The organism is Methanosarcina sp. Kolksee (assembly GCF_000969945.1).
Lineage (GTDB): Archaea > Halobacteriota > Methanosarcinia > Methanosarcinales > Methanosarcinaceae > Methanosarcina > Methanosarcina vacuolata.
Map to the genome: position 1 here is coordinate 1805772 of NZ_CP009524.1, position 18744 is coordinate 1824515.

General features: G+C 39.4%; 13 protein-coding genes, 1 tRNA gene and 1 pseudogene. 8 read left to right on the forward strand and 7 right to left on the reverse strand.

Annotated elements, in window-relative coordinates; all coding sequences use genetic code 11:
• Window positions 1–911: 911 nt before the first annotated feature.
• Complete coding sequence (locus MSKOL_RS07455) at window positions 912–1301, forward strand: transcriptional regulator (RefSeq protein WP_048119929.1); 390 nt, start codon at window positions 912–914, stop codon at window positions 1299–1301.
• A 102-nt stretch (window positions 1302–1403) separates the two neighbouring features.
• Here the strand turns inward: MSKOL_RS07455 and MSKOL_RS07460 are convergent, their stop codons facing one another.
• The 6 genes and pseudogenes from MSKOL_RS07460 to MSKOL_RS19940 form a co-directional block, all read right to left on the reverse strand.
• Window positions 1404–1859: a PPC domain-containing DNA-binding protein gene (locus MSKOL_RS07460; protein WP_048158222.1), complete on the reverse strand. Its 456-nt coding sequence runs from the start codon at window positions 1857–1859 to the stop codon at window positions 1404–1406.
• A 10-nt stretch (window positions 1860–1869) separates the two neighbouring features.
• Window positions 1870–2553: an ABC transporter ATP-binding protein gene (locus MSKOL_RS07465; protein WP_048119931.1), complete on the reverse strand. Its 684-nt coding sequence runs from the start codon at window positions 2551–2553 to the stop codon at window positions 1870–1872.
• A gap of 379 nt (window positions 2554–2932) precedes the next feature.
• A tRNA-Gln gene (locus MSKOL_RS07470) sits at window positions 2933–3005 on the reverse strand.
• A gap of 330 nt (window positions 3006–3335) precedes the next feature.
• Window positions 3336–3737: a hypothetical protein gene (locus MSKOL_RS07475; RefSeq protein WP_048119933.1), complete on the reverse strand. Its 402-nt coding sequence runs from the start codon at window positions 3735–3737 to the stop codon at window positions 3336–3338.
• Between the two features lie 37 nt (window positions 3738–3774).
• Window positions 3775–4104, reverse strand: coding sequence for a DUF2551 domain-containing protein (locus MSKOL_RS07480; protein ID WP_048119936.1), 330 nt, complete (start codon window positions 4102–4104; stop codon window positions 3775–3777).
• A gap of 411 nt (window positions 4105–4515) precedes the next feature.
• Window positions 4516–4887, reverse strand: a pseudogene (locus tag MSKOL_RS19940) (IS21 family transposase); the annotation flags it as partial.
• 1403 nt (window positions 4888–6290) lie between these two features.
• Between MSKOL_RS19940 and MSKOL_RS07495 the strand changes: the two are divergent.
• From MSKOL_RS07495 to MSKOL_RS19960, 7 genes are all read left to right on the forward strand, one after another.
• Window positions 6291–7034, forward strand: coding sequence for a hypothetical protein (locus MSKOL_RS07495; RefSeq protein WP_048154862.1), 744 nt, complete (start codon window positions 6291–6293; stop codon window positions 7032–7034).
• Window positions 7035–7316: 282 nt separating this feature from the next.
• Entirely contained in the window at window positions 7317–7790 is a 474-nt protein-coding gene (locus tag MSKOL_RS07500) for an rRNA maturation protein (RefSeq protein WP_048154865.1), read from the forward strand.
• Window positions 7791–8018: 228 nt separating this feature from the next.
• A complete protein-coding gene (locus tag MSKOL_RS07505) occupies window positions 8019–8270 on the forward strand; it encodes a KEOPS complex subunit Pcc1 (protein ID WP_048123798.1) in 252 nt (83 codons plus the stop codon).
• Window positions 8271–8487: 217 nt separating this feature from the next.
• Window positions 8488–8712, forward strand: coding sequence for a hypothetical protein (locus MSKOL_RS19950; protein ID WP_156150996.1), 225 nt, complete (start codon window positions 8488–8490; stop codon window positions 8710–8712).
• Between the two features lie 26 nt (window positions 8713–8738).
• Window positions 8739–9050 (forward strand): hypothetical protein, encoded by a 312-nt coding sequence (locus tag MSKOL_RS21595; protein ID WP_048154868.1) that lies wholly within the window; start codon window positions 8739–8741, stop codon window positions 9048–9050.
• A gap of 814 nt (window positions 9051–9864) precedes the next feature.
• Window positions 9865–11211, forward strand: coding sequence for a glycosyltransferase family 2 protein (locus MSKOL_RS07515; protein ID WP_082091065.1), 1347 nt, complete (start codon window positions 9865–9867; stop codon window positions 11209–11211).
• Window positions 11212–11939: 728 nt separating this feature from the next.
• Entirely contained in the window at window positions 11940–12869 is a 930-nt protein-coding gene (locus MSKOL_RS19960; protein ID WP_156150997.1) for a hypothetical protein, read from the forward strand.
• Window positions 12870–13023: 154 nt separating this feature from the next.
• Here MSKOL_RS19960 and MSKOL_RS07525 read toward each other — a convergent pair whose 3' ends face one another.
• On the reverse strand, window positions 13024–18687 hold the full coding sequence (locus tag MSKOL_RS07525) for a DUF3320 domain-containing protein (protein WP_048154874.1): 5664 nt from the start codon (window positions 18685–18687) through the stop codon (window positions 13024–13026).
• Between the last annotated feature and the right edge of the window lie 57 nt (window positions 18688–18744).

Genomic DNA, 18744 nt, shown 5'->3' on the forward strand with positions numbered 1-18744 from the left:
ATAGATATATTCTGTTATTTGAAGCTTAACCTTAATTCAAAGCTTATCCTTAATTTTGAAGCTTAACTAATTCAAAGCTTATCCTTAATTCAAAGCTAGTCTTAATTCAAAGCTTAGTCTTAATTCAAAGCTTAGTCTTAATTCAAAGCTTAGTCTTAATTCAAAGCTTAGTCTTAATTCAAAGCTAGTCTTAATTCAAAGCTTAGTCTTAATTCAAAGCTTATCTTTAATTTTGAAGCTTGTCTTAATTTTGAAGCTTAATCTTAATTCAAAGCTTATCCTTAATTTTGAAGCTTAATCTTAATTCGAAACTTAATCTTAATTCGAAACTTAATCTTAATTCAAAGCTTAATCTTAATTCGAAGCTTAACCTTAATTTAAAGCTTAATCTTAATTCAAAGCTTAATCTTAACCTAACCGTTAGATGTCCGAATTGTATTTAATTCTTTATCCGGTTAACGGAAATAATTTTAATTAAGTTTTACGCTATTGTCTCATAGGAAACCCTATTAACAAATGAAGGCTATATGTTGAATTTCCGAATTCAGAAATACTTTTGCCTCGAGTATCTGCATCCTTAGCTGTGTTAGTTCCGGAATATTATCCTTGGAGCATTTGCAAGAGATTTTCTTATTTTGTAACCCTTAACTCAGGCTTCCTGAGTATCAAGGAATGTCCATTTTCCTGTAGGCACTAGCTTTAAAGGTTTTGGTCAGGATCACAAAGCCAGTTTTTACAAAACCGTTTTTTTTCCAGAGATTTGCTAATATTAGTATTTATACTAAAACTTTCCAAAAAAAGGTATTAACACGGTTTGATAGCCAATTAACTCCTTAACAATACTCAATTTATTTAAAAAAACAATTTTATCTACATAAAATATATAAACCTGAAAGTATTATTCACATTCGATGACCGACGATTCTCCAGTTAATTTAACCGAAAAAGAGTATTCAATCATTGACATGCTCCAGAGCCTGGGACTCCCGAGGACAGAGGCCACCGCAATCGTGTGTCTAAAAGATTGCAGTGAACTCAGGTCTCTTCATATTGAACTTGTATCAGGGCTTAGACAACCGGAAGTAAGTGTAGCCATGCGCCCCCTACGGGATAGAGGCTGGGTGGAAGAAAGGTCTGAAAAAAAGAATAAAGGAAAAGGCAGACCTGTGAAGTACTACCAGTTAACTTTGCCCTTTTCACAAATTGTAACGGTCCTTGAAGAAGAGTTTTTAAAAGATAATAAAGAAAAAATAATTGCACTCAAAAGGCTTCGGGAACTGGAGAATACATTGCAAAATTGAATTTGAAGAAGACTGCCAGACAATTTTGCAGGACTATATTCTTACTTCTTACCTTCCTACTCAAACTTTTGAGTCTTTATTAACTCTTGTTCTACCAGAACGTCATTTCATATCTAAAACTTGCTCAAAAACTACTGGGGCAAAACTCTGTTCCTGATCTGTAATTCTTCTGGCAGAAAATCCCTCTAGTTCGAAGACAAAAGCCTCAATTACCATAAAAACTTCGCTTTCTCCTCTCAAGCACCCAAGTTTTACATTGTCTCCCCTGCCTGCACCTGCATGCAGATGGATCTTAGGCTTTCCTTCCATTAAAAAAATATCTCCAATTCCCAGAATCTCGTGTGCATTGTCAAAGCCGGACCATACAGGTTCTGGAGGGATTATACTTTCTTTAGGGCCTGTGACAAGTTTTGCTTCTTTTAATGCGCCTATCAACACAAAAACAGCAGATTCGATGCGCTCCAGTTCAGCAAGTTTAATCAGTTCCAGAATCAGGTCGTCTCCAGAATCGATCCTTACGGTAAATACTCTACCTATTCTTCCTGTTGCATATTCCATCTTTTTATCCTCACTGATCTGTGATTTTTCCGTCCACAAGCCTGATAACCCTATCAGCTTTTGATGCCAGGTTCTCATTATGAGTAACCACAATAAAAGTCTGATTATACTCCCTGTTCAGTCGTCTGAGCAGGTCATAGATAAGATCACCCGTTTTTGTATCAAGGTTGCCTGTGGGCTCGTCACCAAGCACGATTGCAGGAGAACAGCTAAGTGCCCTTGCTACTGCAACTCTCTGGTTCTGCCCTCCTGAAAGTTCACCGGGCTTGTGATCCATCCGGTCTTCAAGTCCTACCTCTTTAAGGAGGTTTTCAGCAATTTCCTGTGCTTCTTTCCTGCTTTTTCCCGCAATCAAGAGCGGCATTATTACATTTTCCATAGCCGTAAAATCCGGGAGCAGGTGATGGTACTGGAAGACAAAACCAAGCATTCTGTTTCGCATCTCAGAACGTTCCTTATCCGACATATTTGTTACGTCTTTACCATCGATTAAGAGCGTCCCAGAACTTGGGGTGTCCAGCAGGCCTATCATGTGCATAAGTGTGCTTTTTCCCGAACCCGATGGTCCTACAATTGCCACGAATTCTCCTTTCTTAATTTTCAAGTTTGCATTGTCGAGGGCGCGAAATTCCATTCCGTTTTTATATATTTTTGTCAGGTTTTTAAGCTCGATAATTGGGCGTTCTTCAGTCATGCTTTTCCTGCATTTTCAAAATTATAATAAAAAGAGGGGCTTTTAACTAAAGAGCTTTTGGGAAGAACACAGAATCCCAAGGAAAAACTCTATTTCGAGGGAACTTTCCTTTTGTTTGGCATGAAAATGTGCCATCTGCAGGCATTTTCATTTCTTTGTGCATGTTATTCAAAGAATATCATGTTCGTTTTGAGAAGAAAATTCTACAAAAGTTGGAACTCTCTATTGAATTTGAAGAGGATACCCAGGAATCATTATTCAAAGACAAAGAAAGATCGGCTTCCTAATTATTCATTTGTTTATAAAAATAGATAGATACTAAATTTAGAAAAATTTTTTACATCATAGCGGAAAAATAGATTTACTTATTTAGTGAGTATAGCCCGGCACGGATTCGAACCGAGGTTGCAGGATCCAGAGTCCCGCATGATTGACCACTACACTACCGGGCTTCGATGATTTTTCGCTGTGGGACGCATTTCTTTCGCCCTGAAGCGTATCTTCTAAAGGAAGATTTTATATAAATACCTTTCGGCTGAAGTGCTTGTAAATATTAAAATGAAATGTTAAGATGAAATGTTGAGATGAAATGTTGAGATGAAATGTTGAGATGAAATGTTGAGATGAAATGTTGAGATGAAATGTTGAGATGAAATGTTGAGATGAAATGTTGAGATGAAGTGTTAAAATGAGATGTTAAAATGAGATGTTAAAATGAGATGTTAAAATGAGATGTTAAAATGAGATTTTTTAAAGTCAAATGAAAAAGAGGAATTATTCCTTTAAAGGCTCTCTTCAGACTGGTTGAGAACTGCGGTCCACCACCAGCGAGCCATATCTAAAAGATCCTTTGAGAACTGGCCTGAAAGCCTGTACTCCTTATCTTTTATCGAAATCAACCCGGCTCCAAGCAACTTGTTACGCATCGCATAAAATGAGGCACGCCCTATCTGAAGTTCTTCAAGAAGGTTTTTCCATTCATCAGTCCGGATAGCACTTCCAGCAGCCTGACGCTCTTCTACTAGAGTTAGGAACTTTTGACCTCTTACTGCAGTGGCATCTTCTTGAAAAATGCGTCGCATAAGGGTGTAGTATGGGTCCCTTGAATGGCTTATTCGAGAATTGGAATCCGATCTTACGACAATAGTAGTTGCTGTTCTGGGTGCGTTTTTAACGAGTGACATCGTCCATCAGACATTTTAGGGTGTAATAGTAAATTTATCAAGCCGTGAATTCAGCAGATTCTTTAGGTGAAGTTACAATCTTCATCAGCAGATCTACATATTCTTCTCTCAAAAGGTAAACCATAGGGGTTTTATAGGATTCTTTATGCGCTCTTAGAATTCCAAGCTTCGAATGGATATATCCTACCATGGATGCAACCGTATTTCGAGATACATTATACTTACTTGTAAGCATTTCATGCAGCTCGTCAATAGTCGCTTTTTTTACCTTGATAAAAATGCACAGGATTGCCCTTCGATATCCACTGGAATCAACTTCTAGAAATTTCTCTAACCTGGATTTAATTTTAGCTCGGATGGATACCATTAATTACCACCTTTACTGATGTAGTAAACTATGTAAGTTATAGATCTATATATAGATTTTTAAATTTATTCGTTGTGAGGGGGATGGACACGAAAAAATTGATATCCATAAACAATATTATATTAATTCAAATCCAGTTTTTTGCGTATATAATATTGTTCTTTCTCTGATATATCGGTTTTTGTGCCCCACCTGCGCTGGACATAATTTGAATATTTTTTGAAACTTTTTTATTGTAAATATCATAGTTTTACACATTATTATTAAATGTTTTATTAAAAATTAAATAATAAATATCTAAAAAGCATATCCTCTTCCATGCGTCTTTGGTTAAGTGAGGAAACATGACAAATTGCAGCAATATCTCAACGTTTGTAATATATTTCAATGAGTTGTGAGATGGAACAGAGTATCGATTTCATGTAAAGAGGCCACAGTTACCTGACCCTGTACACCTGTTTTTGTCGTAGCAAAGTACTGCAGTTACTCCTTTTTTGGCTGGACTTTTTTATGAAGTCCTTACCGATGTTTTTCCCTCCATCAAAACCCATTTCTTTGATTTCCCTATAAAAGAGCTTTATAATGACTTTCTCTGAGTTTATCAATAATATAGGATTTGTGAGGGTCAAGCTTGCTCTTTCTTCTAGGACCTTTCTGGGGTTCAGGCAGGGTTTTCAGCCGAAGATATTTCCTCACAGTTTTCCTGTCAAAACCTGTTTGTCTGGAGATTTCACTGATGCAAAAGCCTTGTGGATACTTCACCGGCCTTGACAGAAGATATATACTCTTGTTAGGAATTGTGGGAAGGCTCTCTGTTTTGTGATGTGCATTGTATCGAGTAACACAAGATAAAGAGCACTTATTTTTATTTACTGTCAAAGTCAAGAGGTAACATTGCGAACTATAGTGCCGTGACTTGACAAAATAAAACGAGTGCAGTGAGAGTTTACATGTAATTTACTGCCACAGTCATCACAATGATTAGGATATGATATGGAGAATAGGATATGATATGGAGAACATAGAGTATTATTGATTTCCAACCAAAACCCTTGACAAAGGAATTATTATTTTGCTGTCAACAACCGTTTTTACCATTGACTTATCTATTGCGATTTTTCCTTTTGCCATACGATTTTTCCTTTTCCCCTAAATAAAAAAATTATCTCAATATAATTAAAATTTTGTTGTATCCTGAAATAATTTCGCAGATCCAAAATCCTTTAAACGTTTTATGCCCAATACAACATCAGGCGACGCAAAGAGTTAAACGTTGAGTAAGTAAAATTCCATTTTGGTATTGTGGACTAATCATGTAAAATGAAACAAGTTCGAAATTGGAGTAAAATAGTGGGTCAACTGTATATGATGTATGATTAAAATAAAAAATATTAAAAAAGCGAAATTATTTTGGGATAAAACAATATAATTAAAATTTTATTGTTTTGTACTATTTAGAGAGAAAATCTAACGACCAGAAAATAATAAAAAGTCTCAAGAAAACTGATTATATGGAAATTGGGCATCTGGATATTGGGGAGTGGGGGGTGTTGGGGGTTATTAAAAAAGTTAAAAGGTCTTATCTGACCTTTCCAGATGCCCACATCCTAGTCTACCTCATGATATATATAATTTAAGTCTACTTGTTTCTCCCGGAAGTACCTCATGACAATTGTAAGTTTTTGTTGTTAGAGTTCTAAGTTAACTACAAAATGGGTTTTCTAAGCCCTGTTTAGTAGAGCAGAAAAGACCGGAAAGAATATTGTGATTTTGTGGTTGCGAAGTAAATCCTAGAAGGACTCCAGTTTTCTCTGAGCCTGAGAAAAACTCGGAATATAAAGCCTGTTTTGAGTGAATTTCAAAAACTTTCACATCTGATAACCTGATGACAAGATCTTTAAAACCGGTCCGGTTGAGTAAAAGTAATACTACTTTATAATAAGTCAGCCCTTCTTGAATGTAGCTCAGTATTTTAACTGTAACTCAGCCCTCCTGAGCAAAGCGTAGCGTAGTTAAAACTTTGCTCCTCCTGGATGGAATTCGGACAGCAAAAAGTGCCTCATCCTCCCCAGACGGAACTCAGGCTGCAGAGCCACAGCTCTGCTGGAAAAACATTTATTATGCCTTGTGATATAAAATTACTTACGAATAATAGCTAACCTAAACAGAAACGAGCCGCTGATCTATTGACAAAAGACAAACGGATAAGGTTTCCATCAGGCTCATATCAGGCTTTTTATGAAGGCGTCCTGTACAAAATAGACCCTGAGAATGACACCGTGGAAATGACCCAGAAATTGAATCCAAGATATAGCCCTGAGAGCAGTGAAGAAGCTTTCAATCTGGCAAATAAGCTTGGAGTAGAAGGAATTCAAAAAAGAGCCAGGTTATTCTCAAAACTCCTTCTTATTTCAATACTGTTATTCCTGTTTTTGATGTTTTTCCCTGCTCAGCCATCTACAAAATCCGAAAGCTTTCTGTTATCAGCCGGAAGATTCCTAACAATTGTGTCAGAAATCGTTTTCCTTTATATGTTTGGTTATTACAGGGCAATAACGAACTATTGTATGGATTCATACTGCGAGAAATGCAGGAAGCATTTAGTTTTTGAGGAATTTCAGGTTCCACTCGTGAAAGAAGAAAGCAAAATCGATGCCTATACAAAAACCCTTACACAATACTGGCGCTGCATAAATTGTGGGCGTGAAAATATAAAAGTCGAACCTCAATACATAGATCACCATCACGAGAAAAGGCAAGATAATTTAAAAGAAGACACCTGTGAGGAATGCGGGGAAGAACATGCACTAGAAGAATATAGAAACATTGATGTATTAAATTACATTTTCAAAAAGAAAATCAGGTATTTTAAATGCAGAAACTGCGGCTATCATGAAATCAGAATAAGTAAAAGGTTCAGAATTATTTGATAGAGTTCTTCTTTGTTTTGTGTGGAGATCCTCATAATATTCTCATAAAAACCAATCCGTTCTTGAATTAAAAATCATCTTATCCATAGGGAATAACGAAGAGCCAAAATTCTACAAGGCGTACAGGAAATCTATTCTTCAATCCAGAATTCACCGATGCAGAATCATACAGAAAATATTCTTTAAGAAAAAAATCCAGATTTGATTCTTTGATTTCGGCCTACACGCTTTCCAGAACCATGGAGAGAAAGTAATATATACTTCTAACTTATCAGGGGAAGTATGCTGGTTACTTCTTCTCGAAAACCTTCTGCAAGAACCAGGGCACTTTGCAAGTTGCTTTCGCGGTTTATGGCTGGCAGATGTATAACGCGCGGAAAAATGGGCATGCAGGAGCTTCTGGAGTTTGCGGAGGGCGGCCCTCTCATAGTTGTAGGAGAGTACCATGGAAATCCCGGGGAACTCAGCTTTTACGATGAAGTCGGAAAGCTCCTTTTTTCACTCAGGTTTACGGACTGGTACTCCAAGGAACTTGATTCCTACTGGTTTCCCGATATCGAGCCCAGGCTTACAGGCCAGGGAGAGATTGCGGACGCCTTTGAGGCTTTTTTCCATTTTCAAAGGGTTGAGAGCGATAAAATCGATCAACTTCTTCCCAGTTCCATCTTAATATCGATTGGGGAAAAAGATATTGATTTTATGGGCAGTGGAAAGTCCCTTTTTAAGCTTAATCTCAAAGGTTTTAAAAAGTACTGACCTCCAAACTTTTTCCAAACCCTTATATTTAAAGCCGATTTTTATAAATTGATTTTTTATGATAAGAATCTTTATGATATGAATTTTTATGATAAGAAATTTTATGATAAGAATTTTTATGATAAGAATTTTTATGATAAGAATCTTGAGACAATTCTCATAGGAAATTGGAAACCGATTTTCCCTTACTTACTTCAAACAAATTTAAAAATTATTAGAGGTAATCCCTTGAAACTTTTCGCAGAATTTACTTTTGAAACTGAAGCTGCAGAAACGATTTACAGGTCTCTCCTGCCCGAACTCGATGACAATTTTTCACAAAGGTCTGCAATAGGCCTGTCTCTTGAAGATGCAAATAAGCTGGTACTCAGCGTAAAAGCTGAAGATGTGGTTTCCCTGCGTTCAGCTCTGAATACCTGGTTCAGGCTTATCCAGATTGCCCAGGAAGTCCTTGAAACCACGTATGAAGTCAGTTGTTAGTTCCAGCCTTTTGAATAAATTGCTTCCCCGCAAGCTTTTTCAAAAAAACCTTAAGCAAAAAACACTACTTAGTCGAAAACTGCGAAATGTTTGAATAAATATTTGAATTTAAGTGCCTTGTCCACATCCTCCCCTCAGGCGTGATAAACCAGCGCAACGGTTGCAAATTAATGCTTGTAACCAAAAGGGCTGTTTTATAAATACTCCCATTACGAGTATGATTCTCGTTAGGGATGACGATGGCGTTGAGGGCAGAGGATTCAGTAAAAAGCGAAATCCATTCTGTAACGGAATGAATAAGGGTTCTAATTTTATCCTATCCGAAAGGATGCTGACTGCGCGCCACGAAAGCACGTCCATGAGGCAGTTTTGTCTCATGAAGTGTAGCTATGCTGCAGAGAAGATGAAGGAAGATTCCTCGAATTCGCTTTACAGGAAGTGATTTCAAACTGCCATAAGCTGTTTAGCATGAAAATGCTGCCATCTGCAAGCATTTTCATTGTTTACGCATGTTATTCAAAGAATATCATGTGTGTTTTGGTCAAAAGCCACGGTATTGAACGTTATGGAAAAGGCAATGATAGACTTCGTCAGGTACGTGCTCTGGAGACGAATGCAAATGGATCAATGTTGACGTGTCGAAACCTTGATGATGTCATCAAAAAAGGTGAAGAATTTCTTTCAAAGCCAATTGAGCATGAAATTCCTTCCTTGTTTGTTGACGCTACTTGCCTCAAAGTAAGAAACGGACTTCATTACAAAAATACAAACAATATATGACTTCTTTTTAGCTTATAAGTTCTTAATTAACCTTAATAAGTATCAAATGGATTATAATTACTTTTTTTAGAGATTAAATCTCAACTAAAGTATGTTAAAAAAGAAGACTGCCATAAAGCTTCAATTATACAAGTATGATTATATTTTATTTAGCTAATTTAGGAATTGTTGACACAGAATCAAGGACTAAGAGCCAAGGACTAAGAGCCTGTCCAAAAATGGCATGCTGTAACTTTCACAATATCTAAAACCTGAATGGTTACTCCAAAAATATAGACCTTCTGTGATTTTTCAACATTCATTGCTGACTTTTCGGATAAACTCTAAGTTAATCAAAATAGGTGACTAAGTTAATCAAAAATATGGTTTATGCAATTGAACTAACAAAAATCACTGGTAACTGCACTTTCTTTTTCAACTGCATAGTTCTAAACTTAGTCTTAAACTGATCAACAAAAGTCGGTCGTGTACGTGAATTGTTGATCAATTCCGAAAAAGCAAGTACATTTGTCTTATTTGAGATAAATGTGAAAAGAGCCTTATGCATATGTTTTTAATAATACACGCGGACTGACAAAAAAATCTTTATAGAATAGTATTGTTACAATAAAAAAATAAAAAATGTATTAGAAATTCTACTCACAGTCTGCTTTATTGCTAGAGTGACAACTGGAGCAGTAAGTTCACATGCAAGCAACAATGGAAAATAGACAGTTATAAAATAATATGCAATTCTCGAAAAATCATACAAAAGTTTTATTATTTTGGTCTTGATAATTATTTTAACCCTTAAAGTATCCAATCTGGAGTTAAAATGGACGCTCAGTATGAAATAACAGTAATTATACCTACTTTTAACGAAGAGGCCAATATTGCTGACATCATCGAGGCTGTGAATTCAACTCTTTTAGCAAATAATATTCGTGGTGGGATTCTGGTTGTTGATGACGAATCTCGGGATAAGACTATCGAAATTGTTCAGAATCTCACATTGAAATACAATAATCTGAAGATTATTGTCAGGCATGAAGACCATGGACTCTCGCAATCCGTAATAGAAGGTTTCAAACAGGCGAATTCGGATATTTTTATAGTAATAGACGCCGATTTTTCCCATCCCCCGATGTTAATTCCCCTTTTTTACGGAGAAATAAAAAAAGGAGCCGATGTTGTCATAGGAAGTCGATATATCCATGGGGGAAAAATTCAGCAGTGGCCCCTTAAGCGTCGGGTTCTCTCTCTTGGGGCAACAGGCCTGGGAAGGATACTATTTCCTGAAATTACAGACCCTGTAAGCGGATTTTTTGCTCTTAGAAAAGAAGTGATTTCTGGAGTTCAACTTCATCCCCGAGGGTATAAGATCCTTATGGAAGTTCTTGGCAAAGGGCAATGGAAATCAATCGTCGAGATCCCGTTTACATTTACGGACAGACAGAATGGAGAGAGTAAGCTTACTTTCTGCATAATAAGCGATTATGCAAAACAGATTTTAAGTCTCGCTGAATATTCTCTGACTTCCCGCAATAACCAGATCTGGAACGAATGGAAAAAAATGGCAAAATTCGGCTTTGTTGGATTTTCTGGAGTTTTGGTCAACGTAGGTTTTCTGTATTTATTTACCGAATATCTGGGTCTTTATTATATCACAGCCAGTGTAGTAGCAATCGAAATAGCTATTTTAAATAATTTTTTTCTGAATGATTACTGGACATTTGATCTAAAGGATGAAGTAAATTCGTTTACACAGAATCGTCTTAAGCGGTTTTTTTCTTTCCAGTGTGTTTCAATTATAGGGCTTATAACTAATATAGGAATATTATACACTTTAACAGACTTTTTTGGAATTTATTATCTTGTTTCGAACCTCATAGGAATATTAATTGTTTTTTTCTGGAATTACCTGGTGAACAGGCATACTACATGGAAACTAAAAACTTATAGTAATTATTCATTAAGTAAAAGCATGTTTGTTGATACTGATTCTAAGCAAGGCACGTTTGTTGATACTGATTCTAAGCAAGGCATGTTTGTTGATATTGATTCTAAGCAAGGTATGTTTGCTGATATTGATTCTAAGCAAGGCATGTTTTTTGATATTGATTCTAAGCAAGGCATGTTTGCTGATATTGATTTTAATGAAAACGACAAATTCAATAAATAACTAAGGATAATAAAAAAGCAATCAGTAACTAAAAATCAAAGAAGTCAATTGTTTTAGATGCAGGCTAATTAAAAAATTGGGATGTTATTGTGGACAGAGAAGATCTATTAATGAAGAAGCTGCCAGTTGTCGCTTTACTCGTGCTAATCACCGAGGGATTAGTCTGCAAGCTACTTGTTACACTACATCTTCGTCTGAATAGCGACAATACTAATGCTGGCCTCATAGCGATGGAGTTCTGGAAACATCATAACTATTTGCTCTCAGGCATTTATCTGCCTTCTCTAGATCCATACTATTTTACTGAATTGATACCTTTTCACCTGGTCCTGCAGAGAATTACCAACTATGACCCAATGGTGTTGCGGCTGACGGTTTTTATAATTTTTATTGGTGTTCTGGCAATATTCTCTGTTCTTGTTTATAAAATCACAAATAAAGGACTTATCCCATCCCTTGTTTTTGCTGCTATGCTAGCTAATGTAAATATGACAGCTTACGAAAATGTTTACGCCCAAGCTTTGACTCACACTGGTACTCTATTCTTTACAGGCATCCTATTACTTTTCGTGTTATACCTAAAAAAGGCCAGTACATTACAGCTTAGTTTAATCACAGTTTTAATAGCGCTGGTGGTTCTATCTGATACCATCGTGGTCGCATGGTTCGTTTTGCCATTTCTTGCTGCTTATTTTCTAGTTAATCAGGACAGATCCAGGAATCTAAATATGTGGGTTATATCATGGACGCTTCTCGCTGGGCTTGTCTCTGTCATTAAATCCCTGTTTATTGACTACCTTGTACCTAATCCGTTCGCTGTTCAGAACCAGGCTAGCATATTCTCCAACGCTTTCGAAATTTTCCGTCAATTGTCACTGTATTTGAACACAGGCTTATATCATGTACTAACTGGAGGACAGACCCCTTCGTCGATAGACATACTATTTACGCTGATTTTTTTAACAGCTCTTTGCATTGCTATTTGGAATCTGGGGCATGCTACCAACCATATTATGAAAAGCTTCGCTGTCATAATGGCGATATCAGCCGCGCTTATGTTCACCGGCCTTACTTTCACTAGTTTAAGCGAAGGAACTTACAGATACCTCGGATTCACAGCCATTTCGGTCTTCATGATCTTATCTTTCTTCACAAACTCAAAAAACCAGTTGTATATTTTCCTCATTGCCATTCTCTTAATATCATCTGCCACTGCTAACATTTCTTCTATCACAAATTTAGATTCTCAACCGAATGCCAGAGTAAATGAACTTGTTGATTACATGGAATCCAACAATATTACCTATGCATATGCTTACTATTGGGATGCCGGCATAACTACATATCTTGCAAACGAAAAGGTGATTGTCCGTCCAGTCATTTTTACGGATAGTGGCTTTATCCCTTATAAGTGGAATTCTTGTGTAAGGTGGTATGACGAAAGACCCACTGAGTACTTCGTTATTCGTAATAATGACTCACAATCGAATACGCCTGATGCCTTTGTTACTGCATATAAGCCGGATAGGGTGTTGTACTGCGGTAATTATACGCTCTACCACTATAGCGGCCTTAATGCGACATCTGTGTACGATACATGGACTCTAGACGAGGAAAATAGTTGGCTGCGTTTCAAGCAAAGGTACCTGGAAGGGTAAAGCACTCTTTTAAAAAGTAGTGTGTGAAAAATGAGAAATTATAAACAGGGATTAAGATTTTAAAGAAAGAAATAACCTTTTTGGAAAAAATATGATTTTCTGAAAATTTCTTTTCTTCAACAAAATACTTCTTTTCTTCAACAAACTACTTCTTTCATTTAACAAAATAAATCATTTCATTTGGCGTGAGAGTTAATTCCTCATTCTCTATTCCTGCCTTTACAAGCTTTTCGATTCGTTCCTTTGCGTTTTTGCGTGTGGTTTTTATTCCGAGCACTCTCGAAGTCTGGACAATAAGATCTTCAAGAGGAGTTGAATACTGGTTGTACAGGACAAAACGGATAGCTTCTTTTATTTCCTCGTCACAGATCCACTCGATTTTTGCGGATTCATCTCCCTCACGCCTGCGCAGGAGACATGCAGGTTTCGAAATTGGCCAGTAGAACTCGCCTTTGGCCCTGATTTCTCCGGAACTTTCGGCAAGATCTGCAACATCAGATATTCGCTGCTTGATTTTCCCGAGCATTCGGAAAATTCCTGTATGCGATTTTATTCGCTGCTGCAGGAGTTGTGCGTGAATGGGCCCTTCACACGCTACAATTCTTAGAATCGCCTCCTCAAGCTGCTTATCCGAAACCTCCGAAAGATCGCCGGTTTGCGGAAGGCCTGAGGAAAGGCAGACCTGGTAAAGGGGTACGACATCTTCGAGTGAACTGGATTTTCCGGATAGATTTTCAGGCTCTTTTTTTGAATTACCCAGTTCAGGTTTTTTTCCTGGAATTTCCCGGATTTCGGCAGTTCTCGATCCGGTATTACCGGCCCTGAATTTTAAGGAGCTTCCAGTATCGGGTTTCTCAAAAAACGTTCCTGTTTTTTCAGCCGGGGCTGAAGAGAAGGGTTCCTTTGGGTTTCTGGTTTCTGACTTATACGTATGTTTTAGAGCAGGCTCACTTAACCGGGTTTCAGTTCTTCTTTTTATATCATGCTCAATTACAGGCTCGTCTTCGTGCTTAACTTGAGTTTCTGAGTCCCATGTCCATGCATAACTGTCGTCTCCAGCTTCATAATTTTCTTCCTCTAAGTCTGGCTCGGGTTCGAAATAGCCTTCTGAGCCGTAAATATATGCAAACTCATTAATTCGCTTGCGTTTCTTTTTTTCAGGGCTTGCACTGAAGTCAATCTCAGGGTAAGCCTGGTAAAAACTCACTTTCTCAGGCTCTGGCTCAGGTATCAAATCGGCTTTGATTCCCTTGGAGTGGGGATCTACACTGAATTTAAGGAGTTTTGATTTTTTTGACCTTCCTACAGGCTTCTTACGGGAGTTTTCATCGGCTACCAGAGCCATCGACCTGGCTCTTACATCTATTTCGGGCAAGAAATCTGTATCTGACGGGGCTGTAAGTCCTTCTTCCAGTTTAAAAAACGAGTCTGGATAGGGCTTTTCAGCTTCAGTTCCAAAGGAGGGCTCCAGAAGAAGTTTTGCCTCAAAAGTTTCCGAAAGGCAGGCTCTATTATAAGATCGACTTTCAAGTTCGTCCTCATTCCCACCTTCACTCTTCACACTCACTGCAGGCGAGACCGGAACCCGGGATAAGCCCGGATTTGCAGGAGAACTGGAATACCTTCCTGCAGGACTTCGATTCACAGGTCCAGGCCGGGCAGACGGCTCATTAACCCTCGAAACCTCAGGTCCGATTTCGGATATTGCCTGTATTTTTGCCTGTTTTATAGCCCCATTCACAGCTTCAAGCAGTTTTTCCCTGCTCTCTTTCGGATGTAAGTACCAGTCCGTTGACCAGACCCGGTAGATCCTCCAGCCCAGCCCTTCAAGCACCTGCTGGCGCAGACGGTCGCGGTCCCGTGCAACGTGCAGGGAATAATAGCTTTCTCCGTCGCACTCGATCCCAAGCACATACCGCCCTGGGTGGGCGGGGTCAGGGATTGCAAGGTCAAGCCTGTATCCTGCACAACCGATTTGCCTGTGGATTTCACAGCCGTTTTCTGCCAGGAAATTGTAAACTGCTTCTTCAAAAGGCAGATCGAGTTTTTCCCTGCGGTATGCAGGTAAGGGAAGCTTGCCGCTCTCTGCAAATTCAAGGAATACTTTAAGGGCCCGAAGCCCGAAAGGTGAGTTTTCATCCAGCTTCAGGTCCCTTGATGTGAAATTTGCAAAAACAACGCATTTTTCCCTGGCCCGCGTAATAAGTACATTCAGGCGTCTTTCCCCTCCCTCGCGATTAAGCGGGCCGAAGTTAAGGGAAAGCTTTCTGTTGCTGTCAAAGCCAAAACCCACGCTCAGCAGTATAACGTCCCTTTCATCGCCCTGGATGGTCTCAAGATTTTTAACAAAGAAATGCTCACCTTTTCCATTTTCAGAGTTAAGGTCAAGTCCGGGATTTGTTTTAAGTAAAGCCTCGATTTCTTCCTGGATAGCTTCCTGCTGTTTTATATTGAAAGTCCCGACTCCCAGGCTTTTATCAGGGTACCTGCTGAAGTGTTCGAAAACAGATCTTGCAACGGCTCTTGCTTCTATCCGATTGGCTCCGCTTTTACCCCTTTCATAAATTGAGTCTGGAAGATGCACAAACTTCAGCCCAAGTTTTTCGTCTTTTTGCATGGGGGAGGGATAAACATAGAGACGGTTATCGTAAAACTCCTGATTTGAAATTGCAATGAGGGACTCGTGCCTGCTCCTGTAGTGCCAGCGCAGGGTCTTTACCGGAAAACTGCGTTTGCACACATTCAGGATACTTTCCATATCTACGGCTGTAATGCAGTCATCAGGCTCGCTTTCCGGAAAATCGAGCACAGTATCAAAAAAGTCAGTCGGCGGAAGTTGTTTTGAATCTCCCATTACTACGACCTGCTTTCCGCGCAGGAGAGCTCCAACTGCATCTTCGGGTTTGACCTGGCTGGCTTCGTCAAAGATAATCACATCAAAACGCGTGCTTCTGGGATCAAGGTACTGGGCGATGGAAAGCGGGCTCATAAGGAAACAGGGCTTGATTTTTTGGATCAGGCCGCCTGCCTTTTTCATAAGAGTGCGGATAGGCATATGCCCTCTTTTCCTGTTGAACTCATTGAGCAGAATGCCCGCCTCTGAAGATCTTGAGGCTCCTGAAACTAATTTTGGGGTTTCCTCATAAGCCGAGCATACAATTCTTTTTCGGTTTTCCATAAGGACCTTTTTGTCAAGTTTCCTGAACTTGCCAAGTTTACCTTCGTGGAGTTCCCGGATAAAAGTCGAAAGTATAGGCCTTTTCCTGAAAGTGCGATTCAGGAGGATTTCGGCGTAGTTTCCTTCAAAAGCAGGAATTGCGTCACACACTGCGAGTTTTCCGGATTCAAGGTCTTCCATTATCGTGGCTGCCTTTGTTTCAAGACAGACCTGCCTGTAACAAAGATACTGGCTCCAGAGCACCAGGGACGAAGTCTCGTTTTTCCAGCAGGTTACGAGGGTTTTTAATGAACTTAGCTTTGCGGCTTCCAGGCCTTCTGGGCACATTTTCCCAAAATCTGCGCCTATACGAATCCCAACTCTCTTAAATGACTCCAGAAACTCCTGCGTTGCGGCCAGTACATGGCTGGACGCAGATTCGATTGCTTCGCTGTCAATTCCAAGTCCTATAAGCCTTAAACTCCTGTCTGTGAAAGTGCCTTCTTTCAGATACTGCTGGAAAAGAATTATCCATTGGCTGTATTCCTCAAGCTGTTCAGGATCGCTTTCAAAGCCTTTCCAGTAATCTCCAAAGTATTTTTCTCCTTCTGCACCCGAATTTTCAAGTTCCAGCCTGAGGGCTTTGTATTCGGAAATGCCGGTTAGGTCAAGCAGGATTTTACTGTTTCTGAAAGGCACTCGTGAGAGATAGCAAGCTGAAATTTCTTTTTTGAGCCTCCTGTATTTCGGGCTTAAAAACTTGAGGAGACTGCCGGAAAGCTCCTCGAATTCAGAGGTATCAAGGCTAAAAATCTCAGGGCGAAAAGTTTTGTCCGCAAAAGTTTTGAGCTCAAGGTATTTCCTGAATTTTGAAACCAGAGTTTCTGCCTCTGTTATTGAGTTTTCGGATTCATATCCCAAATTCTGAAGCATTTTTTCAGGGATGGTTTTTGAGTTTCCAAGGAATTTTGCGGCATTGATTACGGTTGCAATTCCCTCGAGAGTGTCAGGTTTTAAGGTTGCAGAAAGGTCATTAAGGGTTTTTATGGCGGTTTCAAGGGTCTCAAAAGCCTCAGCGCATTCGTCTGTAAAGGCTCCGATTTCTCCCAGATCCGAAGGCAGTACAAGCCCTGGATCGCAGCCGTACCAGGGATTTTTCCAGACCGGCCCGAGAAAAGGAAGTACCTGACTCAGTTTTTCTATAACAGCTTCTGCATCGGCCCAGGCTTCAGGATCCCAGGTTTCGGGTTCTTGAAACTTATATAAGGGCATTTTCAGGCCTTTTGATTCAAAATAAGCCCTTGTTTTTTCCCGAATGCCATAGAGGGTATAGAGGCTTGGGTAGATTTTTCCCGCAGGTTCCCCAAGTGATAGGGCATACTGGTTGAGTTCATGTTTTAGCTTTTCGAGCTCGTTTATATCTCTGTCGGGGCGTATGGGGGAAGGAGCTTCGCGGTTCAGGGTCTTTTCCAGCTCTTCGAGCACGGCTTTTTTGCGGGTCTGGTTGCTGTGGATCTCCAGGCAGAGTTCTCCAAGGCCGGCAGAGTCCAGCCTGCTTTTTACAACCTGAAGGGCAGCCATTTTTTCACTCACGAATAGTACGCTTTTTCCCTGGGCTATAAGTTCTGCAATCGTATTTGCAATCGTCTGAGACTTGCCGGTCCCGGGAGGTCCCTCAACAACAAGGTTTCTTCCGGCTTTCACATCTTCAATGACTGCAATCTGGGAAGAATCTGCGTCCATTATCTGATAAGTGTCCTTTGCCGGAAGTTTAAGGTCAACCTCTTCTTCGAGAAAACCGGAAACCTCACATTCGGGGTCTTCAGGGTTAAAGACTTCCTGGATCAATGGGTGGTCAGCAGGAGACATGTCTTCAGGCCAGGTTGCAGGGTCCAGATCCTTATACATGACAAATTTCTTGAAGTTAAAAAGGTCAAGGCAGATTTCAGGCAGAAGTTTCCAGTCTCTATTTTCATGAATTTCTCTAGATACAGCCCTGAAATATTTCTCAATCCCCGAAGCTTCCTCAGGCATTTCAAATTCAGGAATCGTGATTCCGAATTCTTTCATTTTTGCCTGTAGGGTAATTGAAGTGAAGATTTCGTCTCCTGTCCACTGGATGCTGAAAATTCGGCCTTTGCTTATGCGTTTGAGTTCAACGGGAATAAGAAGTAGAGGAGCTTTCGGATTTTTTATGGCCGACCGGCTTTCACTCCACTGCAGAAAGCCCAGTGCAAGGTAGAGAACAGGATATCCCTGTTCTTCAAATATGGAGTTTGCCTGGTTAAAGACATAAAAAAGCTTTTTATCTAGGGTTTCGCTGTCATCAGGGGTTTCCAGAAAAGTTTCGGAGCGAGAAGTATGGGTTTTATCTTCGGATACCAGAATATTTCCTATTGTTTTCAAAAGCCGTTTTTCCTTTTCAGAAGCCTCGTATTTCTCCCCATTTTCACTTTTCCTGCCTTTTCTTAACTGAGCTGTTGCTCTGAACCTCATCGATTTTTCCTGGAGGACAAAGAGTTCGTAAATTTCCTCCGGGCTCCTACCTGTAATCGAGATGGTCCTTTTCTGAGAAGGGCGGTAATTGAGAAGATTATTTCGAAGGGACAGATCAAGCAAATTCTGCCTCAGGGCTTCCAATTCCTTAACTACGTCTACCATAAGAATACCAGGCTCTTTTGAAATAATCTGTGAAATATGCTTAAGATTAATAGAATA

Bases quoted from the DNA above. Each gene is read 5' to 3' on its own strand.
- MSKOL_RS07455 (WP_048119929.1), top strand. From the start codon at position 912: ATGACCGACGATTCTCCAGTTAATTTAACCGAAAAAGAGTATTCAATC.
- MSKOL_RS07460 (WP_048158222.1), bottom strand. From the start codon at position 1,859: ATGGAATATGCAACAGGAAGAATAGGTAGAGTATTTACCGTAAGGATC.
- MSKOL_RS07465 (WP_048119931.1), bottom strand. From the start codon at position 2,553: ATGACTGAAGAACGCCCAATTATCGAGCTTAAAAACCTGACAAAAATA.
- MSKOL_RS07475 (WP_048119933.1), bottom strand. From the start codon at position 3,737: ATGTCACTCGTTAAAAACGCACCCAGAACAGCAACTACTATTGTCGTA.
- MSKOL_RS07480 (WP_048119936.1), bottom strand. From the start codon at position 4,104: ATGGTATCCATCCGAGCTAAAATTAAATCCAGGTTAGAGAAATTTCTA.
- MSKOL_RS07500 (WP_048154865.1), top strand. From the start codon at position 7,317: ATGCTGGTTACTTCTTCTCGAAAACCTTCTGCAAGAACCAGGGCACTT.
- MSKOL_RS19950 (WP_156150996.1), top strand. From the start codon at position 8,488: ATGATTCTCGTTAGGGATGACGATGGCGTTGAGGGCAGAGGATTCAGT.
- MSKOL_RS21595 (WP_048154868.1), top strand. From the start codon at position 8,739: ATGAAAATGCTGCCATCTGCAAGCATTTTCATTGTTTACGCATGTTAT.
- MSKOL_RS07515 (WP_082091065.1), top strand. From the start codon at position 9,865: ATGGACGCTCAGTATGAAATAACAGTAATTATACCTACTTTTAACGAA.
- MSKOL_RS19960 (WP_156150997.1), top strand. From the start codon at position 11,940: ATGTGGGTTATATCATGGACGCTTCTCGCTGGGCTTGTCTCTGTCATT.
- MSKOL_RS07525 (WP_048154874.1), bottom strand. From the start codon at position 18,687: ATGGTAGACGTAGTTAAGGAATTGGAAGCCCTGAGGCAGAATTTGCTT.